A 21504-nucleotide genomic window follows, 5' to 3' on the forward strand; every position below is an offset into this window, starting at 1 on the left:
GATCGATCGCGGAGAACCCGTTTGCAACGTCTCGAACAGCTCCAGTCCTGGCTTGCCGCACAACTGCCGGGGCGCGCCTTCTCGCTGGCGCCGGCTTCGGCCGACGCGAGCTTCCGCCGTTATTTCCGCGTCAGCTTCGATGATGGCGCCAACAGCCTGATCGTCATGGACGCGCCGCCGGCCCACGAGGACTGCCGGCCGTGGCTGAAGGTAGGCGACATTTTCCGTGCTGCTGGCGCGCATGTGCCCGACGTGCTCGCGCAGGATCTCGACCTGGGCTTCCTGCTGCTGTCCGACCTTGGCAGCACCACCTACCTCGCGACGCTGCAGACGCCCGCCGCGGATCCGCTGCGCGACGCCCACCTCTATGCCGACGCGCTCGGCACGCTGGCCGCGATCCAGGCCGCGAGCCAGCCCGGCGTGCTGCCCGAATACGACCGCGCGCTGCTGCACCGCGAGCTGATGCTGTTCCCCGAGTGGTACATCGCGCGCCACAAGGGCGTCACCCTCACCGACAAGGAACGGGCGACGCTCGACACCGTGTTCGAGCGCATCCTCGCGGTGAACCTCGCCGAACCGCGGGTCTTCGTCCACCGCGACTACCACTCGCGCAATCTGATGCACATCCCCGGCGGCCGCAACCCCGGCGTGATCGACTTCCAGGACGCGGTGTACGGCCCGATCACCTACGATCTGGTGTCGCTGTTCAAGGACGCCTACATCCGCTGGGACGAGGAATTCATCCTCGACCTGCTGATCCGCTACTGGGAGATGGCGCGTACGTTGAAGCTGCCGGTACGGGAGGCCTTCGACGACTTCCACCGCGACTTCGAATGGATGGGCGTGCAGCGCCACCTCAAGGTGCTCGGCATCTTCGCCCGCCTCTACCACCGCGACGGCAAGGAAGGCTATCTGAAGGACATGCCGCTGGTGATGGACTACCTGCGCCGCGCGTGCAAACGCTACGGCGAACTCGGGCCGCTGCTGAAGCTGCTCGACCGCCTCGACCCGGAGCAGGTCGAGTTCGGTTACACCTTCTGACCCACCCTCGCACCAGGACGACCCGATGCGCGCGATGATCTTCGCCGCCGGCCGCGGCGAACGCATGCGGCCGCTGACCGACACCTGTCCCAAGCCGCTGCTCGCGGTCGGCGGCAAGCCGCTGATCGCGTGGCAGATCGAGGCGCTGGCGCGCGCCGGCATCGCCGACATCGTCATCAACCACGCCTGGCTGGGCGAGCAGATCGAAGCCACCCTCGGCGACGGCGGCCGCTTCGGCGTGCGCCTGCATTACTCGGCTGAGGGCGCGGCGCTGGAAACCGCCGGCGGCATCGCCCAGGCGCTGCCGCTGCTCCGTGACCGGCCGGACGCCGCAGGCGAGGTCTTCCTCGCCGTCTCCGGCGACATCTACTGCGACTACGACTACCGCCGCCTGCTGCCGCGCGCCGCAGCGATGGCGACCAGCCCGGCGCCGCTGATGCACCTGGTGATGGTACCGAACCCGCCCTTCCATCCCGGGGGCGACTTCGCGCTCGGCGCAGACGGCCGCCTCGCGCTCGACGGCCCCGCGCGCCTCACCTTCGGCAACATCGGCCTCTACGACACCCGGCTCTTCGCCGACATCCGCGTCGGCGACAAAGTGGCGATGACACCCTACTACCGCGCCGCCATCGCGGCCGGCCACGCCAGCGGCGAACGCTTCGACGGCCGCTGGGAAAACGTCGGCACCCCCGCCCAGTTGGCCGCACTCGACCGCAGCCTCGCGGTCGAACAGGCTCCCCCGGCCATGAGATAATTCCGCCATGAACGCGCCCACCGCTTCCAGCCTGCTCGACATCACGCCCTTCGCCGCCCGCCGCCAGCGCCTGCTCACGCGCATGGCCGAAGCCGGCGGCGGCGTCGCGATCCTGCCCACCGCGCCGGAAGTCGCGCGCAACCGCGACACCCACTACCCCTACCGCCACGACAGCTACTTCTATTACCTCAGCGGTTTCCGCGAGCCGGGCGCGGTACTGGTGCTGGTGGCCGGCGAGACGCCGAAGCAGATCCTGTTCTGCCGCGAGAAGGACGAGGAACGCGAGATCTGGGACGGTTTCCGCTACGGTCCCGACGCTGCCCGCGAGGTATTCGGCTTCGACGAAGCCTGGACGCTGGGCGAATTCGACCGCCGGCTGGCCGAACTGCTCGCCAACCAGCCGCTGATGTGGTTCAGCCTCGGCCACGACGCCGACTGGGATGCCCGCATCACCCGCGGCCTCAACGCGGTGCGCGCCAATGCCCGCACCGGCATCGTGCCGCCGCATTCGGTGCGTGACCTGCGCGCCGAACTCGACGAAATGCGGCTGGTCAAGGACGCCTACGAGATCGACATCATGCGGCGCGCCGGGCGCATTTCGGCCGAGGCCCACTGCCGCGCGATGCGCGCGACCCGCCCGGGTTGCCACGAATACGAGATCGAGGCCGAGCTGCTGCATCATTTCCGCCGCAACGGCAGCCAGTTTCCCGCCTACACCTCCATCGTCGCCGCCGGCGCCAACGCCTGCATCCTGCACTACGTCGAGAATGACCAGCGGATCGCCGACGGCGATCTGGTGCTGATCGACGCCGGCTGCGAACTCGACGGCTACGCCTCCGACATCACCCGCAGCTTCCCGGCAAACGGCCGCTTCAGCGGCCCGCAACGCGCGGTGTACGAACTGGTGCTGGCGGCGCAGCACGCGGCGCGCGCAACCATCCGCCCCGGCGCCCACTGGAACGCGCCGCACGAGGCGGCAGTCAAGGTGCTCGCGCAGGGCATGCTCGACCTCAAGCTGCTCAACGGTTCGCTCGATGCGGTCCTGGAGAACGGCGACTACCGCCGCTTCTATATGCACCGCACCGGCCACTGGCTGGGCATGGATGTGCACGACGCCGGCGAGTACAAGCTGGGCGGCGAGTGGCGCCCGCTCGAACCTGGCATGGTGCTCACCGTCGAGCCGGGCTGTTACATCCGCCCCGCCGCCGACGTGCCGGAAACCTTCTGGAACATCGGCATCCGCATCGAGGACGACGCCCTGGTCACCGCCGACGGCTGCGAATACCTCACCGAAGGCGTACCACGCGAGGCAGCCGACATCGAAGCCCTGATGCGCGACGCCCATGCAGCCTGACCGGGTCGACCTGCTGATCGTCGGCGCCGGCCCGGTGGGGCTGGCGCTGGCGCTGGCGCTGCGCGACAGCGGCTTGCGGATCGCCCTGGCGGACGCCCGCCCGCGCGAAGCGGTTGCCGCCGACCCGCGCGTGCTGGCGCTTGCCCACGGCACCCGGCTCGGCCTCGAGCGGCTCGGCGTATGGAAGGCGCTCACCGCAACGCCGATCGAAACCATCCATGTCTCGCAACAGGGCGGCTTCGGCCGCAGCATGCTGCGCGCCACCGACTACGAGCTGCCGGCGCTCGGCTACGTCGCGTCAGCCGGCGCGCTGGCGGGCGTGATGCGTGCAGCGGTGGACGCCGCCGGCATCCCGGTGTTCGACAGCACGCAGGTCGGCGCGCTGACGCCCACCGCCGACGGCATCACCGCCACGCTCGTCGGCGCCACCGAAGGCAGGCTGGACGCGCGCCTGGCAGCCTGCGCCGAAGGCAACCTGCAGTCCGACGCCGGCGACGTGGTCGAGCACGACTACGGCCAGCACGCGCTGATCTCGGTCGCAACCCCGGCCGCGCCGCATCGCCAACTGGCGTTCGAACGCTTCACCGCCGATGGTCCGCTTGCGCTGCTGCCCTACGGCCGCGACTACGCCGTGGTCCACGTCACCCCGCCGGCGCGTGCGGACGCGCTGCTCGCGCTCGACACCGCTGCCTACCGCCAGGTGTTGCAGGACAGGATCGGCGACCGCGTCCACCTCGCCGCCGTGGGCGAGCGCCTGCGCTACCCGCTACTGCTGCGCTACCGCCGCAACCCCGTGGGCGAGCGGACCGTCTGGCTCGGCAATGCGGCCCAGACCCTGCACCCGGTCGCCGGCCAGGGCTTCAACCTCGCCCTGCGCGACGTCTGCGGGCTGGCCGACACCCTGCTCGACGCCGCGCGCCAGCCCGGTTTCGACCCCGGCGCCCCGGCGCTGCTCGCCGAGCACGCACGCCGCCGCCGGCTCGATCGCTTCGGCACCATCCGCTTCACCGACGGCCTGGTGAGGCTCTTCAGCAACGACCTCGCCCCGCTCCGCCACGCCCGCGGCGCTGGCCTCTTCCTGCTCGATGTGTGCCCCCCGCTGCGCCATTTCGTCGCCCGGCGGATGATGTTCGGCGCGCGCGCCTGGCCGTAACCGGGATCACGGCGCGGCGCCCGTCGCGGGCGCTGCGCTCGCCCACCCCCGCCTGCATGGGGTAAAATGCCGGCCTTTTCCCGCCCGCGCCCTCCCATGCAGTTTGCCGGATTCTCCTTGCGCAACAATCTCTTCGTCGCACCGATGGCCGGTGTGACGGATCGCCCTTTCCGCCAGTTGTGCAAGAAATTGGGCGCCGGCCTCGCGGTGTCGGAGATGGTCACCTCCAACTCGCTGCTGTACGGCAGCGCCAAGACGCAGCGGCGCGCCAACCACGACGGCGAGGTCGATCCGATCTCGGTGCAGATCGCCGGCGCCGACCCGGCGATGATGGCGGAGGCCGCGCGCCACAACGCCGACCGCGGCGCGCAGATCATCGACATCAACATGGGCTGCCCGGCCAAGAAGGTGTGCAACGTAATGGCCGGCTCGGCGCTGATGCAGGACGAGCCGCTGGTGGCGCGCATCCTCGAAGCCGTGGTCAAGGCGGTGCCGGATACCCCGGTCACGCTCAAGTTCCGCACCGGCTGGAACCGCCAGAACAAGAACGCCCCGATCATCGCCCGCATTGCCGAAGAGTCCGGCATCCAGGGCATCGCCATCCACGGCCGCACCCGCGCCGACCAGTACATGGGCGATGCCGAATACGACACCATCGCGCTGGTGAAGACGCTGGTGAAGATCCCGGTGATCGCAAACGGCGACATCACCACGCCGCAGAAGGCCAAACATGTGCTCGACTACACCGGCGCTGACGGCGTGATGATCGGCCGCGCCGCCCAGGGCCGGCCGTGGATCTTCCGCGAGATCGAACATTTCCTCGCGACCGGCGAGGAACTGCCCCCGCCGCTGGTTTCCGACATCCACCAGGTGTGCCGTGAGCACCTCGCCGACCTCTACGCCTTTTACGGCGAAGACACCGGCGTGAAGGTCGCGCGCAAGCACATCTCCTGGTACACCAAGGGTCTGGTCGGCTCCGCCGCCTTCCGGCGCACGATGAACCAGCTGCCCGACATCCCCGCCCAGCTCGCTGCGGTAGACGAATTCTTCGGTCAGCTTGCCGAGGCGGACAGCCGTTTGAGTTATCAGACCGGCCAAGCCGATTTTGGCGACGAACAGCCTCAGGAACTTGCAGCATGAGCCGCAGCAACGAGATCGCCGACTCCGTCTTCCGGACCCTCGACCAGTATTTCCGCGATCTCGACGGCGAGAAGCCGTCGGCGATCTACGACATGGTGATCCGCAATGTCGAGCGGCCGATGCTGGAGTTCGTGCTGCAGCAGGCCAAGGGTAACCAGACCGTGGCCGCCGACATGCTCGGCATCAACCGCAACACCCTGCGCCGCAAGCTCACCGACTACGACCTGTTGTAAGGCCGCGGCGCAGCGCGCCGCCTGTTTGCCCCGCGCCGGCCACCGGGCCGCGCTGCAGTTTCCGCCTTTCCCCGCTTTCCACCTTGTGCAGCCTCTGAAGATGAACGTCACCCAAGCCCTGATCAGTGTTTCCGACAAACGCGGCGTGCTCGACTTCGCCCGCGAACTCGCCGGCCTCGGCATCAAGCTGCTGTCGACCGGCGGCACCGCCGCCTTGCTGCGCGACGCCGGCCTGCCGGTCACCGACGTGTCCGAGCACACCGGCTTCCCGGAAATGCTGGACGGCCGGGTGAAGACCCTGCACCCGAAGGTGCACGGCGGCATCCTTGCCCGCCGCGACCTCGCCGAGCACATGGACACCATCGCCGCCCACGACATCAGCCGCATCGATCTCGTGGTGGTGAACCTCTACCCCTTCCAGGCCACCGTGGCCCGCCCCGACTGCACGCTGGAAGACGCGATCGAGAACATCGACATCGGCGGCCCCACCATGGTGCGCGCCGCGGCCAAGAACCACGGCACCGAAGCCGGCGGCGTCGGCATCGTCACCGATCCGGAGGACTACGCCGGCATCGTCGCCGAGCTCAAGGCCAACGCCAACATGCTCAGCTACAAGACCCGCTTCGCGCTGGCGGTGAAGGCCTTCACCGACACCGCGCGCTACGACTCGGCGATCTCCAACCACCTCACCGCGCTGGTCACCAACGACGCCGGCGACGTCTCCAAGCAGGCCTATCCGGAGCGCTTCCAGCTCGCCTTCGACAAGGTGCAGAACCTGCGCTACGGCGAGAACCCGCACCAGAGCGCCGCGTTCTACAAGGAACCGGGCGCGGCCGAAGGCGGCATCGCCAGCTACACCCAACTGCAAGGCAAGGAACTGTCGTACAACAACATCGCCGACGCCGACGCGGCGTGGGAATGCGTGAAGGCCTTCGACACCGGCGCGTGCGTCATCGTCAAGCACGCCAACCCCTGTGGCGTCGCACTCGGCGCGACCCCGCTGGAAGCCTACAAGAAGGCCTTCTCCACCGACCCGACTTCCGCCTTCGGCGGCATCATCGCCTTCAATGGCGAAGTCGACCGCGCCGCGGCCGAAGCGGTGTCCGCCCAGTTCCTCGAAGTGCTGATCGCGCCCTCCTACACCGCCGACGCGCTGGAGCTGCTGCGCGCCAAGCAGAACGTGCGCGTGCTCACCTGCCCGCTCGGCAAGCCTTCCGGTGCGCTCGACTACAAGCGCGTCGGCGGCGGCCTGCTGGTGCAGAGCGCCGACGAGGCCCGCATCCAGCTCGCCGACCTCAAGGTCGTCACCAAGCGCGCGCCGTCCGACACCGAACTGCGAGACATGCTGTTCGCCTGGCGCGTGGCCAAGTACGTCAAGTCCAACGCCATCGTCTATTGCAAGGACGGCATGACCATCGGCGTCGGCGCCGGCCAGATGAGCCGCGTGGACTCCGCCCGCATCGCCAAGATCAAGGCCGAGAACGCCGGCCTCGCCATCCCCGGCTGCGTGGTCGCGTCGGATGCCTTCTTCCCGTTCCGCGACGGCCTCGACGTGCTCGCCCAGGCGGGCGCCACCGCGGTGATCCAGCCGGGCGGGTCGATGCGCGACGCCGAGGTGATCGCCGCCGCCGACGAGCAGAACATCGCGATGGTCTTCACCGGCTTCCGCCACTTCCGCCACTGATCGGAGTCCGCACATGAAAGTCCTCGTCATCGGCTCGGGCGGACGCGAACACGCGCTGGCCTGGAAGCTCGCGCAGTCTCCGCGTGTGACCCGCGTGCTGGTCGCTCCGGGCAACCCCGGCACCGCGCGCGAACCCAAGCTCCAGAACGTGCCCGTCACTGCGATCGATGCGCTGGTGACGCTCGCCCGCGACGAGCAGGTCGGCTTCACCGTCGTCGGGCCGGAAGCCCCGCTCGCGGCCGGCGTGGTCGATGCCTTCCGCGCCGCCGGCCTGCCGATCTTCGGGCCGACGAAGAACGCCGCCCAGCTCGAAAGCTCCAAGGACTTCGCCAAGCGCTTCCTGGTCCGCCACAACATCCCTACGGCCAAGTACCAGACCTTCTCCGACGCCGCCGAAGCCCACGCCTACATCGAAGCCGAGGGCGCGCCGATCGTGATCAAGGCCGACGGCCTGGCTGCCGGCAAGGGCGTGGTGGTGGCGATGACGCTGGACGAAGCCCACGGCGCGATCGACATGATGCTGCTCGACAACAAGATGGGGGACGCGGGCGCTCGCGTCGTCATCGAGGAGTTCATGCAGGGCGAGGAGGCGAGCTTCATCGTCATGGCCGATGGCAAGCATGCGCTGCCACTGGCCACCAGCCAGGACCACAAACGCCTGCTCGACGGCGACGCCGGCCCCAACACCGGCGGCATGGGCGCCTATTCGCCCGCGCCGGTGGTCACGCCGGAGGTCCACGCGCGGGTGATGCGCGAGATCATCCAGCCGACGCTCGCCGGCATGGCCGCCGACGGCCTGCCCTACACCGGCTTCCTGTACGCCGGGCTGATGATCGACGACGCCGGCAAGCCGCGCGTGGTCGAATTCAACTGCCGCATGGGCGACCCCGAAACCCAGCCGATCATGATGCGGCTCAAGACCGACCTCGCCGACCTGGTGGAAGCCGCCATCGCCGGCAAGCTCGACCAGGCCGAAACCGAGTGGGACCGCCGCATCGCGCTCGGCGTGGTGCTCGCCGCCGGCGGCTATCCCGACAGCCCGAAGAAGGGCGACGCCATCAGCGGTCTGCCTGCGGCAGCGCTGGATGACGCGCATGTCTTCCATGCCGGCACCGCCGAGCAGGACGGCGCCATCGTCACGGCCGGTGGGCGCGTGCTGTGCGTGACCGCGCTCGGCGACAACGTCAAGGCGGCGCAGAAGCGTGCCTACGAACTCGCCGACGCGATCCAGTTCGAAGGCCGCCAGTTCCGCCGCGACATCGGCCACCGCGCCGTCGCCCGCAAGAGCTGATCCGCCATGGTCGTCGATCTCACCGCCATCAAGCAGTATTTCACCGGCCTGCAGGGCCGCATCGTCGCCGGGCTCGAAGCCTTCGACGGCCAGACCTTCCGCAGCGACGGCTGGGAGCGCCCGGGCGGTGGCGGCGGCCTGACCCGTGTGATCGAGGAAGGCAACTTCTTCGAGCGCGGCGGGGTGAATTTTTCGCACGTGATGGGCGACGGCCTGCCGGCGTCGGCCAGCGCGCACCGGCCCGAACTCGCGGGGCGCCGCTTCGAGGCGATGGGCGTGTCGCTCGTATTGCATCCGCGCAACCCCTACTGCCCCACCGTGCACATGAACGTGCGCTGCTTCGTCGCGCTCGCCGACGGCAAGCCGCCGGTGTGGTGGTTCGGTGGCGGCATGGATCTGACACCCTATTACGGCTTCGAAGACGACGTTCGCCACTTCCACGCCACCTGCAAGGAAGCGGTGCTGCCCTTCGGCGGCGAAGCCGAGTACCAGCGCTACAAGGCCTGGTGCGACCGCTACTTCTTCCTCAAGCACCGCAATGAGCCGCGCGGCGTTGGCGGACTGTTCTTCGACGATCTCGGCGCCGACGGCGAAACCGATTTCGACACCGCCTTCGGCCTCACCCGCTCGGTCGGCAACGCCTTCCTCGACGCCTACATCCCCATCGTCGAACGCCGTCGCGACTACGGCTACGGCGAGCGCGAACGCGACTTCCAGGCCTACCGGCGCGGCCGCTACGTCGAGTTCAACCTGGTGTTCGACCGCGGCACCCTGTTCGGCCTGCAATCGGGCGGGCGTACCGAGTCCATCCTGATGTCGATGCCGCCCATCGTGAAGTGGCGCTACGACTGGCAGCCCGAGCCGGGCTCCGCCGAAGCAGCGCTGTACGAACAATTCCTCGTCCCGCGCGACTGGGCCTGACTCGACCGCCCGCAAGCACGGGCATCAAATAGAAGCGTTTGCTAACATGGCGGCCCGCCCCTCGCCGCCACGCCGCATGTCCGCGCCTGTCGAACGCCTGTTCCCCTTTCTCGCCTGGCCGAAGCGGTGGAGCGCCGCCAGCGTGCGCGGTGACGTGATCGCCGGCATCACCGTGGCGCTGGTCATGGTGCCGCAGTCGCTGGCCTACGCCCAGCTCGGCTCGCTTCCGCCCCATGTCGGTCTCTATGCGGCGCTGCTGCCCGCGGTGGTGGGCGCCTTGTTCGGCTCCTGCGGCCAACTCTCCACCGGACCGGTCGCGCTGACCTCCCTGCTCACCGGCGCCAGCCTGTTGCCACTGGCCTCGCCCGACAGCCCGCGCTTTCTGGCGCTCGCCGTACTGCTGGCGCTGATGTCGGGCCTCATCCAGCTCGCGCTCGGCGCACTGCGCCTGGGCTGGCTGCTCAACCTGCTGTCGCATCCCGTGCTGATGGGCTTTCTCAACGCCGCGGCACTGGTGATCTGCCTGTCACAGCTACCGCCGCTGCTCGGTCTGTCACTCCCGCAAAGCGGGCGCTTCCTCGCCGACATCGCCGCCGCCTTCAGCCCGCCACATCTGCCCCAACTTGCGCCCGCGCTGTTCGGCATCGGCGCGCTGGCCGCCCTGCTGGTGCTGCGCCGCGCGGCGCCCCGCCTGCCTGGCGTGCTCGTCGTCGTCGCCGCCGCCACGGCCCTGTCGGCATGGAGCGGCTTTGCCGCCAGCGGGGGGCCGGTCGTCGGGGCAGTGCCGAGCGGACTGCCGGCTTTCGCGCTGCCTTCGTTCGACTTTCCCGCCATCGTGACGCTGCTGCCGACGGCCTTTGTCATCGCGCTCGTCAGCTTCATGGAAGCCGCATCGAGCGCGAAGGTCATCGCCGGCCGCACACGGCAAGCATGGGACCAGAACCAGGAACTGATCGGCCAGGGCCTGGCCAAGCTGGCCGCAGCCTTCACCGGCGGCCTGCCGGTCAGTTCTTCGTTCTCGCGCGCTGCGCTCAACTACGCCGCCGGCGCGCGCAGCGGGCTGTCGTCGCTGGTGTCTGCCGCCGTGGTGCTGCTGACGCTGCTCTACCTCACGCCCCTGCTGTGGCACCTGCCCAAGCCGGCCCTCGCCGCGGTGATCCTGCTCGCGGTCGCCAACCTGCTCGACTTCGGCGCCCTGCGCCGGGCGTGGCGCACGCAGCGGGATGACGGACTCGCCGGCCTGATCACCTTCTTCGCCACCCTCGCCTTCGCCCCCAACATCCAGAACGGCATCCTCACCGGACTGCTGCTGTCGCTGGCGCTGATGGTGTATCGCAGCATGAGTCCGCGCGTGGCCCTGCTCGGCCTGCACCCGGACGGCACCTATCGGGACCTCGAACGCTTCGGCCTCTCGCACCCGCATCCCCAGCTTGTGATCCTGCGCTTCGACAGTCCGCTCACCTTCGTCACCGCCGCCACCTTTGAGGACGCGATGCTGCGCGCCGCGCGTGCACAGCCGGATGTGCGCGCGGTGGTAGTCTCGGCAGCCGGCATCAACGCGATCGACGCCACCGGTCTTCACGTGCTGGGCGGGCTGCTGGATCGCTTCGGCGCCCAACTGCAGCAGATCGCGTTCTGCGGATTGAAGAAGCAGGTGCTGGACACCATGCAGCGCGATCCGCTGTGGCCCGCGCTTGCGCCGCATGCCGGCTACCGCACCGAGCAGCAGGCCATCGACGCGCTGCTGCCCTCGCTTGCGGCGCCCACGCGCGGCAGTAGCGGCCCCGCCTCCGCGCCCAGCGCTTGACACGCGCCCGTGGCTTGTGACGTCGGGGTTTTTGGCTTATCATGCACGGCTTTTCGCATCTACCGAATACAGGACACACAGAATGGTCGTCATTCGCCTTGCCCGTGGCGGCGCCAAAAAGCGCCCGTTCTTCAACATCGTTGCCGCCGATTCCCGCAATCGTCGTGACGGCCGCTTCATCGAGCGCGTCGGCTACTACAACCCCGTCGCCTCTGGCGCCGAAAAGGGCCTCGTGGTGAACACCGAGCGTCTGGCTTACTGGGAACAGAACGGCGCCCAGCTGTCGCCCACCGTGGCCCGTCTGGTCAAGCAGGCCGCCAAGGCCGCTGCCTGATCCCGACGGATCATCGCCAATGATGGTACTGGGGCGCATCGTCGCCCCTTTTGGCGTTCAGGGCTGGCTCAAGATCCACCCCTTCGGTGACGACCCCGCCGCCTGGCGCAAGATGACGCACTGGTGGCTGGCAGAAGATCCGGACGGCCCCGAGAGCGCCTGGGTTCAGTACAAGCTGGCAAGTTGCCGGCCGCATGGAAAAGGTCTGGTGGCGCTGCTCGAAGGCGTTCCCGACCGCAACGCCGCCGAAGCGATCGAAGGCCGCTACGTGGGCGCGCCGCGCGATGCGATGCCCGCCCCCGAGAAGGACGAGTACTACTGGGGCGACCTGGTCGGGCTCGATGTCGTGAACGAGACGGACGAAACCCTGGGTCGCGTCAGCGGCCTGATTTCCACCGGCGCACACGATGTACTGCAGGTCGAAGACGGCGAGACGGAGCGGCTCATTCCCTTCGTGGCGGCCTATGTACTTGATGTAGACCTCGCGGCCCGGCGCATCCGGGTGGCGTGGCAGAAAGACTGGTGACCGCAACAACCGGCGGAAAACGCCGCTTCGACGTGGTGACGCTGTTTCCGGAGATGTTCGCCGCGCTCACCGCAAGCGGCATCACCCGGCGCGCGCGCGATCGTGGCTTGTACGACATCGGTTTCCACAACCCGCGCGACTTTGCCACCGATGCGCACCGCACGGTCGATGACCGGCCCTACGGCGGCGGTCCCGGCATGGTCATGCTGGCCGAACCGCTGGAGAAATCCATCGGCCAGGCGCGCGCGGCACAGCAGGCGGCACTGGGCACGAGCGGCCCGGTGATCTACCTGTCGCCGCAGGGCCGTACGCTGGATCACGGCCGGGTGCAGGAACTTGCCGCCGCGCCAGGAATGATCCTGCTGTGCGGCCGCTACGAAGGCATCGACCAGCGGCTGATAGACCGCTGCGTGGATGAGGAAATCTCGCTCGGCGACTTCGTCCTCTCCGGCGGCGAACTGCCGGCGATGGTGTTGCTCGACGCAGTGATCCGGCAACTGCCGGGGGCCTTGAATGATGCCGATTCGGCGGTGGAGGATTCCTTCGTCGACGGCCTGCTGGATTGCCAGCACTACACCCGCCCTGAGATTTACGAGGGCGAACGGGTGCCGGAAGTCCTGCTCTCGGGCAACCATGCGCTGATCCGGCGCTGGCGCCTGAAGCAGGCGCTGGGGCGTACCGCGCTGCGCCGCCCCGATCTGCTCGCCGCGCGTCGGCTGAGCAAGGAAGAATTGAACCTGCTTGAGGAATTCAAGCGGGAACAAGCTGGAGCCGAGGATGGCAACACCGTCTGAACGCTCGATCACAAACCGCGTGCATCAGGTGGCGACCTGCTCTGCCGCAAGGCCAAGTGCCATTGACCATACTGGAGTCAACGAAATGAACCTGATTCAGCTGCTCGAACAGGAAGAAATCGCCCGCCTGACCGCTGGCAAGACCATCCCCGCGTTCGCCCCCGGCGACACCGTGGTGGTGCAGGTCAAGGTCAAGGAAGGCAACCGCGAACGTCTGCAGGCGTACGAAGGCGTCGTGATCGCGAAGCGTAACCGCGGTCTTAACTCGTCCTTCATCGTCCGCAAGATCTCCTCGGGCGAAGGCGTGGAGCGTACGTTCCAGACCTACTCGCCGCTGGTCGCGACGATCGAAGTCAAGCGTCGCGGCGATGTCCGTCGCGCCAAGCTGTACTACCTGCGCCAGCGCTCGGGCAAGTCGGCTCGCATCAAGGAAAAGCTGGACTACAAGTCGGCCGCCGGCAAGAAGGCGTAAGACTGGCGCTCCGGCGCAAGCAGAACGAAACGGGCCCGCAAGGGCCCGTTTTTCATTCCACCTCGGCGCACCGGCGCCGACATCGGCGGGCGCCGGCCTCGCAGCTGCGGCGAACGCGCGTCAGCGGCGCTCCACCGAGTAGAGCATGACCGCGGCGGTTGCGAGGAAGACCAGGCTGGGCGTCAGCGCGGCGAGCACCGGCGGCCACGCATTGATCACCCCGAGATTGGACGCCAGCCCGTTGAGCAGGTGAAAACCGATGCCGAGCATCACACCGAGGAACACCTTGACGCTGACGCCGCCCATGCGGTCGTGGGTAAAGGCGAACGGCAAGGCCAGCGCCAGCATCACCAGCACCGCAAAGGGATACACCAGCTTCTTCCACAGCGCGATTTCGTAGCGGTCGGCGTTCTGCCGGTTCTCCCGCAGGTGGCGCACATAGGCCCACAGGTTGGCGACGGACATGCGCTCCGGCACCACCATCAGCACGCTCAGCACTTCGGGCGTGAGTTCCGAGCGCCAGATGATGCTGTCTTCGTGCTCCAGCACGGTGCGCTCGTCGGTAAAGCGGGTGCGCTGGATTCCGTTCAGGCGCCACTGCCCTTCACCGTCATACACCCCGGTGGCCGCCTCGCTGATCGACTCCAGGCCGTAATGCTCGTTGAAGGCATAGATGCGGACGTGCTCCATCGAGCGGTCGGGCCGCAGCGTGCGCACGTTGATCACCTGCGCGCCGTCCTTGACCCACAAGCCGGAACGCAACTGCTGCGACACCGCCGAGTTCGTCGCCACCAACCGCCACTGCTGCGCGGCGCTTTCGGCCGGCGGCGCGATGTATTCACCGAACACGAAAGTCAGCACGACGAACACGCTGCCGATGAGGCCGAGGATGCGCAGCATGCGCCAGGTCGACAACCCGGAGGCACGCATCACGGTGATCTCCGAATGTCGCGCCAGCGTCGTCAGGGCGTACAGCGAACCGATCAGCACCGCGATCGGCAACAGCTCATAGACGCGCCCCGGCACGATCATCGCCACGTAGATGACCGCCTGGTACAACTGGTAGCCGTCCTTGCCGACGCTGTCGAGTTCGTTGATGAAGTCGAAGAACGCGAACAGCCCGAGGAAGGCGACCAGCACCGTTGCCGTGGCGCCGAAGATTTCCTTGGCGAGGTAACGCGACAGGATCTTGCTCATGCGCGCACCCGCCAGATCGGCGACACCGCCAGACGCTTGTAGAACATCAACGCGAGCAGGCCCAGCACCACCAGATGCGGCAGCAGCACCGCCAGTTCGAAGCGCAGCCGGCCCTGTGCCACCCAGGCTTGGCCGATCGTGATCGCGTTGCTGTAGATCAGGTAGGTGAGGATGGCCACCAGCAGGTTGTTGGTACGGCCCGCACGCGGATTGACGAAGGACAGCGGGATCGCCAGCAGGGCCAGCAGCAGCGCCGCCAGCGGCGTGCCCACACGGCCCGCGAGCTCGCCCAGGTTGCGGTCGTCGGGGCTGCGCAACAGCTCTTCGGTAGGCCGCGCGCGGCTGCGCTGCGGCTGGGCGGCCGCCTGCTTGGCCTCGATCTGCACCGAGTAGCGTTCGAAGCTCATCACCCGGTACTCGGGCGTACCCGGCTTGCCGTCGTAGCGCCGCCCCTTCTCGAGCACGACGAAGCGGTTGCCCTCTTCGTCGGTCTTCAGATAGCCCTCCGCGGCGGCGATGACGCTGAGCCGGTCGCCGTTCTCGTCGCTGACGAAGACGTTGCGCACCCGCCCGTCCTCGCCCGCGCCCACCTCGACGAAGAACACCCGGCGCGAGCCCGCGGATTCGCGGAACACGCCCGGCGCCACGCGCTGGGTGTCATCACGGCTTTCGAGGCGTTCGCGGTATTCCGCATTCTTCATGTGCGCCCACGGTGACAGGAACAGGGTCATGCCGGCGATGACCGCCACGACCGGCAGCGCGAAGCGCAGCACCGGCCCGATCCACGCCGTCAGCGGCACGCCGGAGGCGAACCACACCACCATTTCGGAATCGCGGTAGCTGCGCGACAGCGTCAACAGCACCGCGACGAACAGGGTCAGGGTGAGCACCACCGGCATCTCGGTCAGCGCGCCGAATCCGATCAGCGCCAGCACCGCGTCGGACGGAACGCCGCCGCCGGCCGCCTGGCCGAGCAGCCGGATCAGGACAATGGTGACCAGGATCGCGAACAGGGCGACGAACACCGCCGCAGCGGTCTGGCTGAATTCGCGCAGCAAGGCGCGGCGGAAGATCATCGCGCGAGGGGAAAACCGTTATGCAAGGGGGAAGGAAGCCGTTGGCCCGGCCGCTGCCGGGGGCGTTTTTGACGGCGTTGACGGCTACGGTCCATAATCGGCCGAAAGCCCAAAACACCCGTCTTTCCCCAGGAGCAAGCCCGTGGAATTTACCATAAAGACCGCCACCCCGGAGAAGGTCCGGACCGGCGTTCTGGTCGTCGGTCTCTTTGCCGACGGCATCCTGCCCCCCGCCGCGCACGCGGTCGACAAGGCCTCCAAGGGCAAGCTCGCGCAGCTCGTGAAGCGCGGCGATCTCGACGAGAAAGCCGGCGCCGCCGTGATGCTGCACGACCTAGCCGGCATTGCCGCGGAGCGCGTGCTGGTGGTCAGCCTGGGTAAATCCGCCGAGTTCTCCGACAAGGCCTATCGCGACGCGCTCAACAGCGTTGCCAAAGCGCTCGCGAGCGGCGTCGCCAAAGACGCCGTCGTCGCGATTGCGGACGCCGAGCTGGACGGCCGCGCGCTCGCCTGGCGCCTGCAGCAGGCCACGCGCCAGATCGCCGACGGCGCCTACCGCTTCGACGCGCCCAAGGCCGGCGCGAAGGACGCGAAGAAGGAACGCGGCGCACGCAAGATCACGCTGCTGATCGGTGACAAGGTCAGCGACGAGCTGGAAGCGGCGGTGCGGCGCGGCCAGGCCGTCGCCGAAGGGATGGCGCTCGCCAAGGATCTCGGCAACCTGCCCGGCAATGTGTGCACGCCCGCCTACCTCGCCGACACCGCGGAAGCGCTCGGCAAGCAGTTCAAGTTCGACGTCGAGGTGCTCGAACGCGCCGACATGGAAAAGCTCGGCATGGGCTCGCTGCTGTCGGTGGCCAAGGGCTCGCACATCCCGCCCAAGTTCATCGTCATGCACTACAAGGGCGGCAAGTCCAAGGCCAAGCCGGTGGTGCTGGTCGGCAAGGGCATCACCTTCGACACCGGCGGCATCTCGCTGAAGCCCGGCGCCGAAATGGACGAGATGAAGTACGACATGTGCGGCGCCGCCAGCGTGCTCGGCACCTTCAAGGCGATCGCGCGCATGGCGCTGCCGCTCAATGTCGTCGGCATCGTCCCGGCGACCGAGAACATGCCGGGCGGCAACGCCACGCGGCCGGGCGACGTGGTCACCTCGATGTCCGGCCAGACCATCGAGATCCTCAACACCGACGCCGAGGGCCGCCTGATCCTGTGCGACGCGCTCACCTACGCCGAGCGCTTCAAGCCCGCGTGCGTGATCGACATCGCCACGCTCACCGGGGCCTGCGTGGTTGCGCTGGGCAAGATTCCCAGCGGCCTGCTCGCCAACGACGACGACCTCGCCGCCGAGCTGCTCAAGCGCGGCACCGAATCCGGCGACCGCGCCTGGCAGCTGCCGCTGTGGGACGAGTACCAGGATCTGCTGAAGAGCAATTTCGCCGACATGGCCAACATCGGCGGCCGCTATGGCGGCACCATCACCGCGGCGTGCTTCCTGGCGCGCTTCACCAAGGCCTACAAGTGGGCCCACCTCGACATCGCCGGCACCGCCTGGGTGTCGGGCGACGCGAAGGGCGCCACCGGACGTCCGGTGCCCTTGCTGGCGGAGTTCCTCGTCGGCCGCGCCGCGGCCAAGGCAGACTGACGGTCGTGACCAAGGTCCAGTTCTATCACAACGCCCCCGACCAGCTCGCGCTCGCCTGCGAGCTGGTCGCCAAGGCGCAGGCGGGCGGACGCCAGGTCGCGGTTCGCGCTGCGGACCCGGCGATGGCGCGCAAGCTGGACCTGATGCTGTGGACGGTCGAACCGCTCGCCTTCGTACCGCACGTGATGAACGGCGGCCCGCTCGCCGATGAAACCCCGGTGCAGATCGGCGCCCCTGGCAGCGACGCGCGCTGGCCGCATGCCGATATCCTGTTCAACCTTGCGGCCGACCTCGCACCCGGCTTCGAAGGTTTTCGCACCGTGGTCGAGATCGTCGGCCGCAGCGAAGCAGAGAAAGCGCCCGCGCGTGCGCGCTGGACCCAATACAAGACGCGCGGCCTCCCGCTCAAGGCCTTCGATGCGGAACGGCGGGTGGCGTTGTGAAGGACTGGTCTTCGATGCGGCGGGAAACCGAGGCCGAGCTGGAGCGCGCCGACGACCTGCTGGGCAAGGCCGACGCGCTGCTGCGCCGCCACCGGGGGACCGAGTCGGAGTCCGAGCGTCTCGACGACGAGCTGACGATTCCACTCGACGATCTGGACGACGACCTGCCTATCCTGACCGAGGTCGTCGACGAAGACGAGCTGAGCGCGCTGGAACGCCAGGCCGCCACTGAACCACCGCCGGTCGCGCCGTCCGCGCCCGACATTGCCGCCGCCGCGCCGGCCGTGGACACCCGACGGCAACAACAGGCGGCCCATGTCGCCGAACAGCTGATCGAACTCGACACCGAGATCGGGCGCGAGGTCGAGGCCTGGCTCGCCAACGAGTTACCGCAGATCCTGTCGCGCGAACTCGACGCGCTCGCCGAGAAGGTGCGCAGCGAAGCCCTCGCCCAACTGCGTGCCACCCTGCTGCCCAGCATCTCCGAACGCATCGCGCGCCGGCTCGACCGCGACGACGGCTGACGCCGGCCTCGCCGCGTACACCGTCCGCCACCCGGGCCGGGCGGCGCCCATCCGCTATAATCCGCCCCTTTCCTTAAAGCGCCCGAACACCATCATGGAATTGGCCAAGAGTTTCGAGCCGGCGGCCATCGAGGCCCGTCGCTACCCCGAATGGGAATCCCGCGGCTACTTCGACGCCGGCCTCGACACGTCGAACCCCAACGCATTCTGCATCCTGCTGCCGCCGCCCAACGTCACCGGCACGCTGCACATGGGGCACGGCTTCAACCAGACCATCATGGACGCGCTCACCCGCTACCACCGCATGCGGGGCGACAACACCCTGTGGCAACCGGGCACCGACCACGCCGGCATCGCCACCCAGATCGTCGTCGAGCGCCAGCTGGACGCCCAGGGCGTCAGCCGCCACGACCTCGGCCGCGAGAAGTTCCTGGAAAAGGTGTGGGAATGGAAGGAGTACTCCGGCGGCACCATCACCCGCCAGATGCGCCGCCTGGGCACCAGCCCGGACTGGAAGCGCGAGCGCTTCACGATGGACGAGGGCCTGTCCAAGACCGTCACCGAAACCTTCGTGCGCCTCTACAACGAGGGCCTGATCTACCGCGGCAAGCGCCTGGTGAACTGGGACCCGAAGCTCGGCACCGCAGTGTCCGACCTCGAAGTGGTGTCGGAAGAAGAGGACGGCAAGCTCTACCACATCCTCTACCCCTTCTCCGACGGTCCCGTCGGCGACTTGCGCGGTCTCACCGTCGCCACCACCCGCCCCGAAACGCTGCTCGGCGACGTCGCAGTGATGGTGCATCCGGAAGATGAGCGCTACGCCCACCTGATCGGCAAGACCGTGGCGCTGCCGCTCACCGGCCGCCACATCCCGATCATCGCCGACGACTATGTCGACCGCGAGTTCGGCACCGGCTGCGTCAAGGTCACCCCGGCGCACGACTTCAACGACTACGCCGTCGGCCAGCGCCACCAGCTCGACATGATCGTGGTGCTCAAGCTCGACGGCAGCGTGCCCGCCGTGGCCGAGCGCTACACCACCGACGGCCAGCCGCGCGAAGGCGTGGCGATGCCCGCCGGCATTGCCGGACTCGACCGCGTGCCGGCGCGCGACAAGGTCGTCGCCGAACTCGAAACGCTCGGCCTGATGCTGGAGATCAAGGCGCACAAGCTGCAGGTGCCGCGCGGCGACCGTACCAATGTCGTGATCGAGCCGATGCTCACCGACCAGTGGTTCGTCGCGATGAGCAAGCCGGGCGCGGACGGCAAGAGCATCACCGCGAAGGCGCTGGAAGTGGTCGCCTCCGGTGAGATCAAGTTCTACCCGGAAAACTGGGTGAACACCTACAACCAGTGGCTCAACAACATCCAGGACTGGTGCATCTCGCGCCAGCTGTGGTGGGGTCACCGCATCCCCGCCTGGTACGACGACGAAGGCCGCATCTACGTCGCCGCCAACGAGGAAGCCGCCCTCCACGCCTGGAAGGCCGACCTCGAAGCCGAGATCGCCCGCCTGCAGGCCGAGGTGCAGTCGCGCCAGTCGCAAGGCCAGACCGCCGAGCAGTACCCCGACCTCGCCGAGCGCCTGTCGGTGCTGCACGCGCGCTATGAAGAGGGCACGCTGCGCCAGGAAGAGGACGTGCTCGACACCTGGTACTCGTCCGCGCTGTGGCCGTTCTCGACGCTGGACTGGACGCCCGAGTGGCCGCAAAAGAGCAACCCCGCGCTCGACCTCTACCTGCCCTCCACCGTGCTGGTCACCGGCTTCGACATCATCTTCTTCTGGGTCGCCCGGATGGTGATGATGACCAAGCACATCACCGGCAAGATTCCGTTCAAGCACGTCTATGTGCACGGCCTCATCCGCGATGCGGAAGGCCAGAAGATGTCGAAGTCCAAGGGCAACGTGCTCGACCCGATCGACCTGATCGACGGCATCGGCATCGACGAACTGGTGCAAAAGCGCACCTTCGGCCTGATGAACCCGAAGCAGGCCCAGAGCATCGAGAAGAAGACACGCAAGGAATTCCCCGAAGGCATCCCGGCCTTCGGCACCGACGCGCTGCGCTTCACCTTCGCCTCGCTCGCCAGCCCGGGCCGCGACATCAAGTTCGACCTCGCCCGCTGCGAGGGCTACCGCAACTTCTGCAACAAGCTGTGGAACGCCACCCGCTTCGTGCTGATGAACTGCGAAGGCCAGGACTGCGGCATGGACCCGCACGAGCCCGGCACCTGCGTGCCCGGCGGCTACCTCGACTTCTCCTTCGCCGACCGCTGGATCGTCTCCCGCCTGCAGCGCACCGAGGCGGAAGTGGCCGCGCAGTTCGAGGCCTACCGCTTCGACCTGGTGGCGCGCGCGGTCTATGAGTTCGTCTGGGACGAGTACTGCGACTGGTACCTCGAACTCGCCAAGGTACAGATCCAGACCGGCACACCGGAGCAGCAGCGCGCCACCCGCCGCACCCTGCTGCGCGTGCTCGAAACCGTGCTGCGCCTCGCCCACCCGCTGATCCCCTTCATCACCGAGGAACTGTGGGAAACCGTGGCCCCGCTCGCCGGCCGCAAGGACGCCGACAGCATCATGCTGGCGCGCTATCCGCAGGCGGACATGGGCCGCATCGACGAGGCCTCGGAGGCGCAGGTGGCCGAACTCAAGGCGCTGATCTATGCCTGCCGCAACCTGCGCGGCGAGATGAACATCTCGCCCGCGCAGCGCCTGCCGCTGGTGGCCGCCGGCAACGCCGAACTGCTCGGCCGCTACGCGCCCTACCTCGCCGGCCTGGCGAAGTTGTCCGAGGTCGAGATCGTGGCCGAGATCGGCGCCGACGAACTCGCCCCGGTGGCCGTCGCCGGCGAAACCCGGCTGATGCTGAAGGTGGAAATCGACATCGCAGCCGAGCGCGAGCGCCTGACCAAGGAAATCGCCCGCCTCGAGGGCGAGGTCGCCAAGGCCGAAGGCAAGCTCGGCAACGCCAGCTTCGTCGACCGCGCCCCCGCCGCAGTCGTGCAGCAGGAACGCGACCGCCTCGCCGGCTTCAAGGCCACGCTGGAACAGCTGCGTCCGCAGCTCGCCAAGCTCGCCGGCCGCTGAACCGGCGTCCGGCCGGCCTCGCCT

The 21504-nt window shown here is 68.2% G+C and carries 20 protein-coding genes; 18 read left to right on the forward strand and 2 right to left on the reverse strand.

What is annotated here, in order from left to right:
• The first annotated feature begins 21 nt into the window (after positions 1-21).
• The 14 genes from dqs_RS14925 to rplS all read left to right on the forward strand — a co-directional run bounded on the left by dqs_RS14925 (position 22) and on the right by rplS (position 13504).
• Positions 22-1041, forward strand: coding sequence for an aminoglycoside phosphotransferase family protein (locus dqs_RS14925; protein ID WP_011766614.1), 1020 nt, complete (start codon positions 22-24; stop codon positions 1039-1041).
• Between the two features lie 25 nt (positions 1042-1066).
• A complete protein-coding gene (gene murU / locus dqs_RS14930; RefSeq protein ID WP_011766615.1) occupies positions 1067-1795 on the forward strand; it encodes an N-acetylmuramate alpha-1-phosphate uridylyltransferase MurU in 729 nt (242 codons plus the stop codon).
• Positions 1796-1802: 7 nt separating this feature from the next.
• Positions 1803-3149: a Xaa-Pro aminopeptidase gene (gene pepP, locus dqs_RS14935; RefSeq protein ID WP_011766616.1), complete on the forward strand. Its 1347-nt coding sequence runs from the start codon at positions 1803-1805 to the stop codon at positions 3147-3149.
• Positions 3139-4302: an FAD-dependent monooxygenase gene (locus dqs_RS14940; protein ID WP_065340979.1), complete on the forward strand. Its 1164-nt coding sequence runs from the start codon at positions 3139-3141 to the stop codon at positions 4300-4302. The genes pepP and dqs_RS14940 overlap by 11 nt, the downstream gene beginning before the upstream one ends.
• 96 nt (positions 4303-4398) lie before the next feature.
• Entirely contained in the window at positions 4399-5442 is a 1044-nt protein-coding gene (gene dusB / locus dqs_RS14945) for a tRNA dihydrouridine synthase DusB (protein WP_065340980.1), read from the forward strand.
• A complete protein-coding gene (locus dqs_RS14950; RefSeq protein ID WP_011766619.1) occupies positions 5439-5675 on the forward strand; it encodes a helix-turn-helix domain-containing protein in 237 nt (78 codons plus the stop codon). Before dusB ends, dqs_RS14950 begins: the two co-directional genes overlap by 4 nt.
• A gap of 100 nt (positions 5676-5775) precedes the next feature.
• Positions 5776-7359 carry a bifunctional phosphoribosylaminoimidazolecarboxamide formyltransferase/IMP cyclohydrolase gene (gene purH, locus dqs_RS14955; protein ID WP_065340981.1) on the forward strand — a complete coding sequence of 528 codons (1584 nt, stop codon included), beginning with the start codon at positions 5776-5778 and terminating at the stop codon, positions 7357-7359.
• 13 nt (positions 7360-7372) lie between these two features.
• Positions 7373-8650: a phosphoribosylamine--glycine ligase gene (gene purD, locus dqs_RS14960; protein WP_065340982.1), complete on the forward strand. Its 1278-nt coding sequence runs from the start codon at positions 7373-7375 to the stop codon at positions 8648-8650.
• A 6-nt stretch (positions 8651-8656) separates the two neighbouring features.
• A complete protein-coding gene (gene hemF / locus dqs_RS14965) occupies positions 8657-9571 on the forward strand; it encodes an oxygen-dependent coproporphyrinogen oxidase (protein WP_011766622.1) in 915 nt (304 codons plus the stop codon).
• Between the two features lie 76 nt (positions 9572-9647).
• Entirely contained in the window at positions 9648-11378 is a 1731-nt protein-coding gene (locus dqs_RS14970; protein ID WP_041642700.1) for a SulP family inorganic anion transporter, read from the forward strand.
• An 82-nt stretch (positions 11379-11460) separates the two neighbouring features.
• A complete protein-coding gene (gene rpsP / locus dqs_RS14975; RefSeq protein ID WP_011766624.1) occupies positions 11461-11712 on the forward strand; it encodes a 30S ribosomal protein S16 in 252 nt (83 codons plus the stop codon).
• Positions 11713-11731: 19 nt separating this feature from the next.
• Positions 11732-12238, forward strand: coding sequence for a ribosome maturation factor RimM (gene rimM / locus dqs_RS14980; RefSeq protein ID WP_011766625.1), 507 nt, complete (start codon positions 11732-11734; stop codon positions 12236-12238).
• 53 nt (positions 12239-12291) lie between these two features.
• The gene (gene trmD / locus dqs_RS14985; protein WP_236778765.1) at positions 12292-13032 is read left to right on the forward strand and encodes a tRNA (guanosine(37)-N1)-methyltransferase TrmD; all 741 of its coding nucleotides are present in this window, start codon (positions 12292-12294) and stop codon (positions 13030-13032) included.
• 85 nt (positions 13033-13117) lie between these two features.
• Positions 13118-13504 (forward strand): 50S ribosomal protein L19, encoded by a 387-nt coding sequence (rplS, locus tag dqs_RS14990; RefSeq protein ID WP_011766627.1) that lies wholly within the window; start codon positions 13118-13120, stop codon positions 13502-13504.
• A gap of 120 nt (positions 13505-13624) precedes the next feature.
• On the opposite strand, the gene lptG is transcribed toward rplS, so the two are convergent.
• Together lptG and lptF are read right to left on the reverse strand one after the other, a co-directional pair.
• The gene (gene lptG, locus dqs_RS14995; RefSeq protein ID WP_011766628.1) at positions 13625-14701 is read right to left on the reverse strand and encodes an LPS export ABC transporter permease LptG; all 1077 of its coding nucleotides are present in this window, start codon (positions 14699-14701) and stop codon (positions 13625-13627) included.
• Positions 14698-15777, reverse strand: coding sequence for an LPS export ABC transporter permease LptF (gene lptF, locus dqs_RS15000; protein ID WP_011766629.1), 1080 nt, complete (start codon positions 15775-15777; stop codon positions 14698-14700). Before lptF ends, lptG begins: the two co-directional genes overlap by 4 nt.
• Before the next feature lie 142 nt (positions 15778-15919).
• Between lptF and dqs_RS15005 the strand changes: the two genes are divergently transcribed.
• From dqs_RS15005 to dqs_RS15020, 4 genes are all read left to right on the forward strand, one after another.
• Positions 15920-17422 (forward strand): leucyl aminopeptidase, encoded by a 1503-nt coding sequence (locus dqs_RS15005; RefSeq protein WP_065340984.1) that lies wholly within the window; start codon positions 15920-15922, stop codon positions 17420-17422.
• Positions 17423-17427: 5 nt separating this feature from the next.
• Positions 17428-17865 carry a DNA polymerase III subunit chi gene (locus tag dqs_RS15010; RefSeq protein WP_011766631.1) on the forward strand — a complete coding sequence of 146 codons (438 nt, stop codon included), beginning with the start codon at positions 17428-17430 and terminating at the stop codon, positions 17863-17865.
• A 14-nt stretch (positions 17866-17879) separates the two neighbouring features.
• Positions 17880-18389 (forward strand): hypothetical protein, encoded by a 510-nt coding sequence (locus tag dqs_RS15015; protein ID WP_065340985.1) that lies wholly within the window; start codon positions 17880-17882, stop codon positions 18387-18389.
• 94 nt (positions 18390-18483) lie between these two features.
• Positions 18484-21480: a valine--tRNA ligase gene (locus dqs_RS15020; protein ID WP_065340986.1), complete on the forward strand. Its 2997-nt coding sequence runs from the start codon at positions 18484-18486 to the stop codon at positions 21478-21480.
• Positions 21481-21504 lie beyond the last annotated feature (24 nt).

Origin of the sequence: Azoarcus olearius, assembly GCF_001682385.1 — a bacterium.
GTDB lineage: Bacteria > Pseudomonadota > Gammaproteobacteria > Burkholderiales > Rhodocyclaceae > Azoarcus > Azoarcus olearius.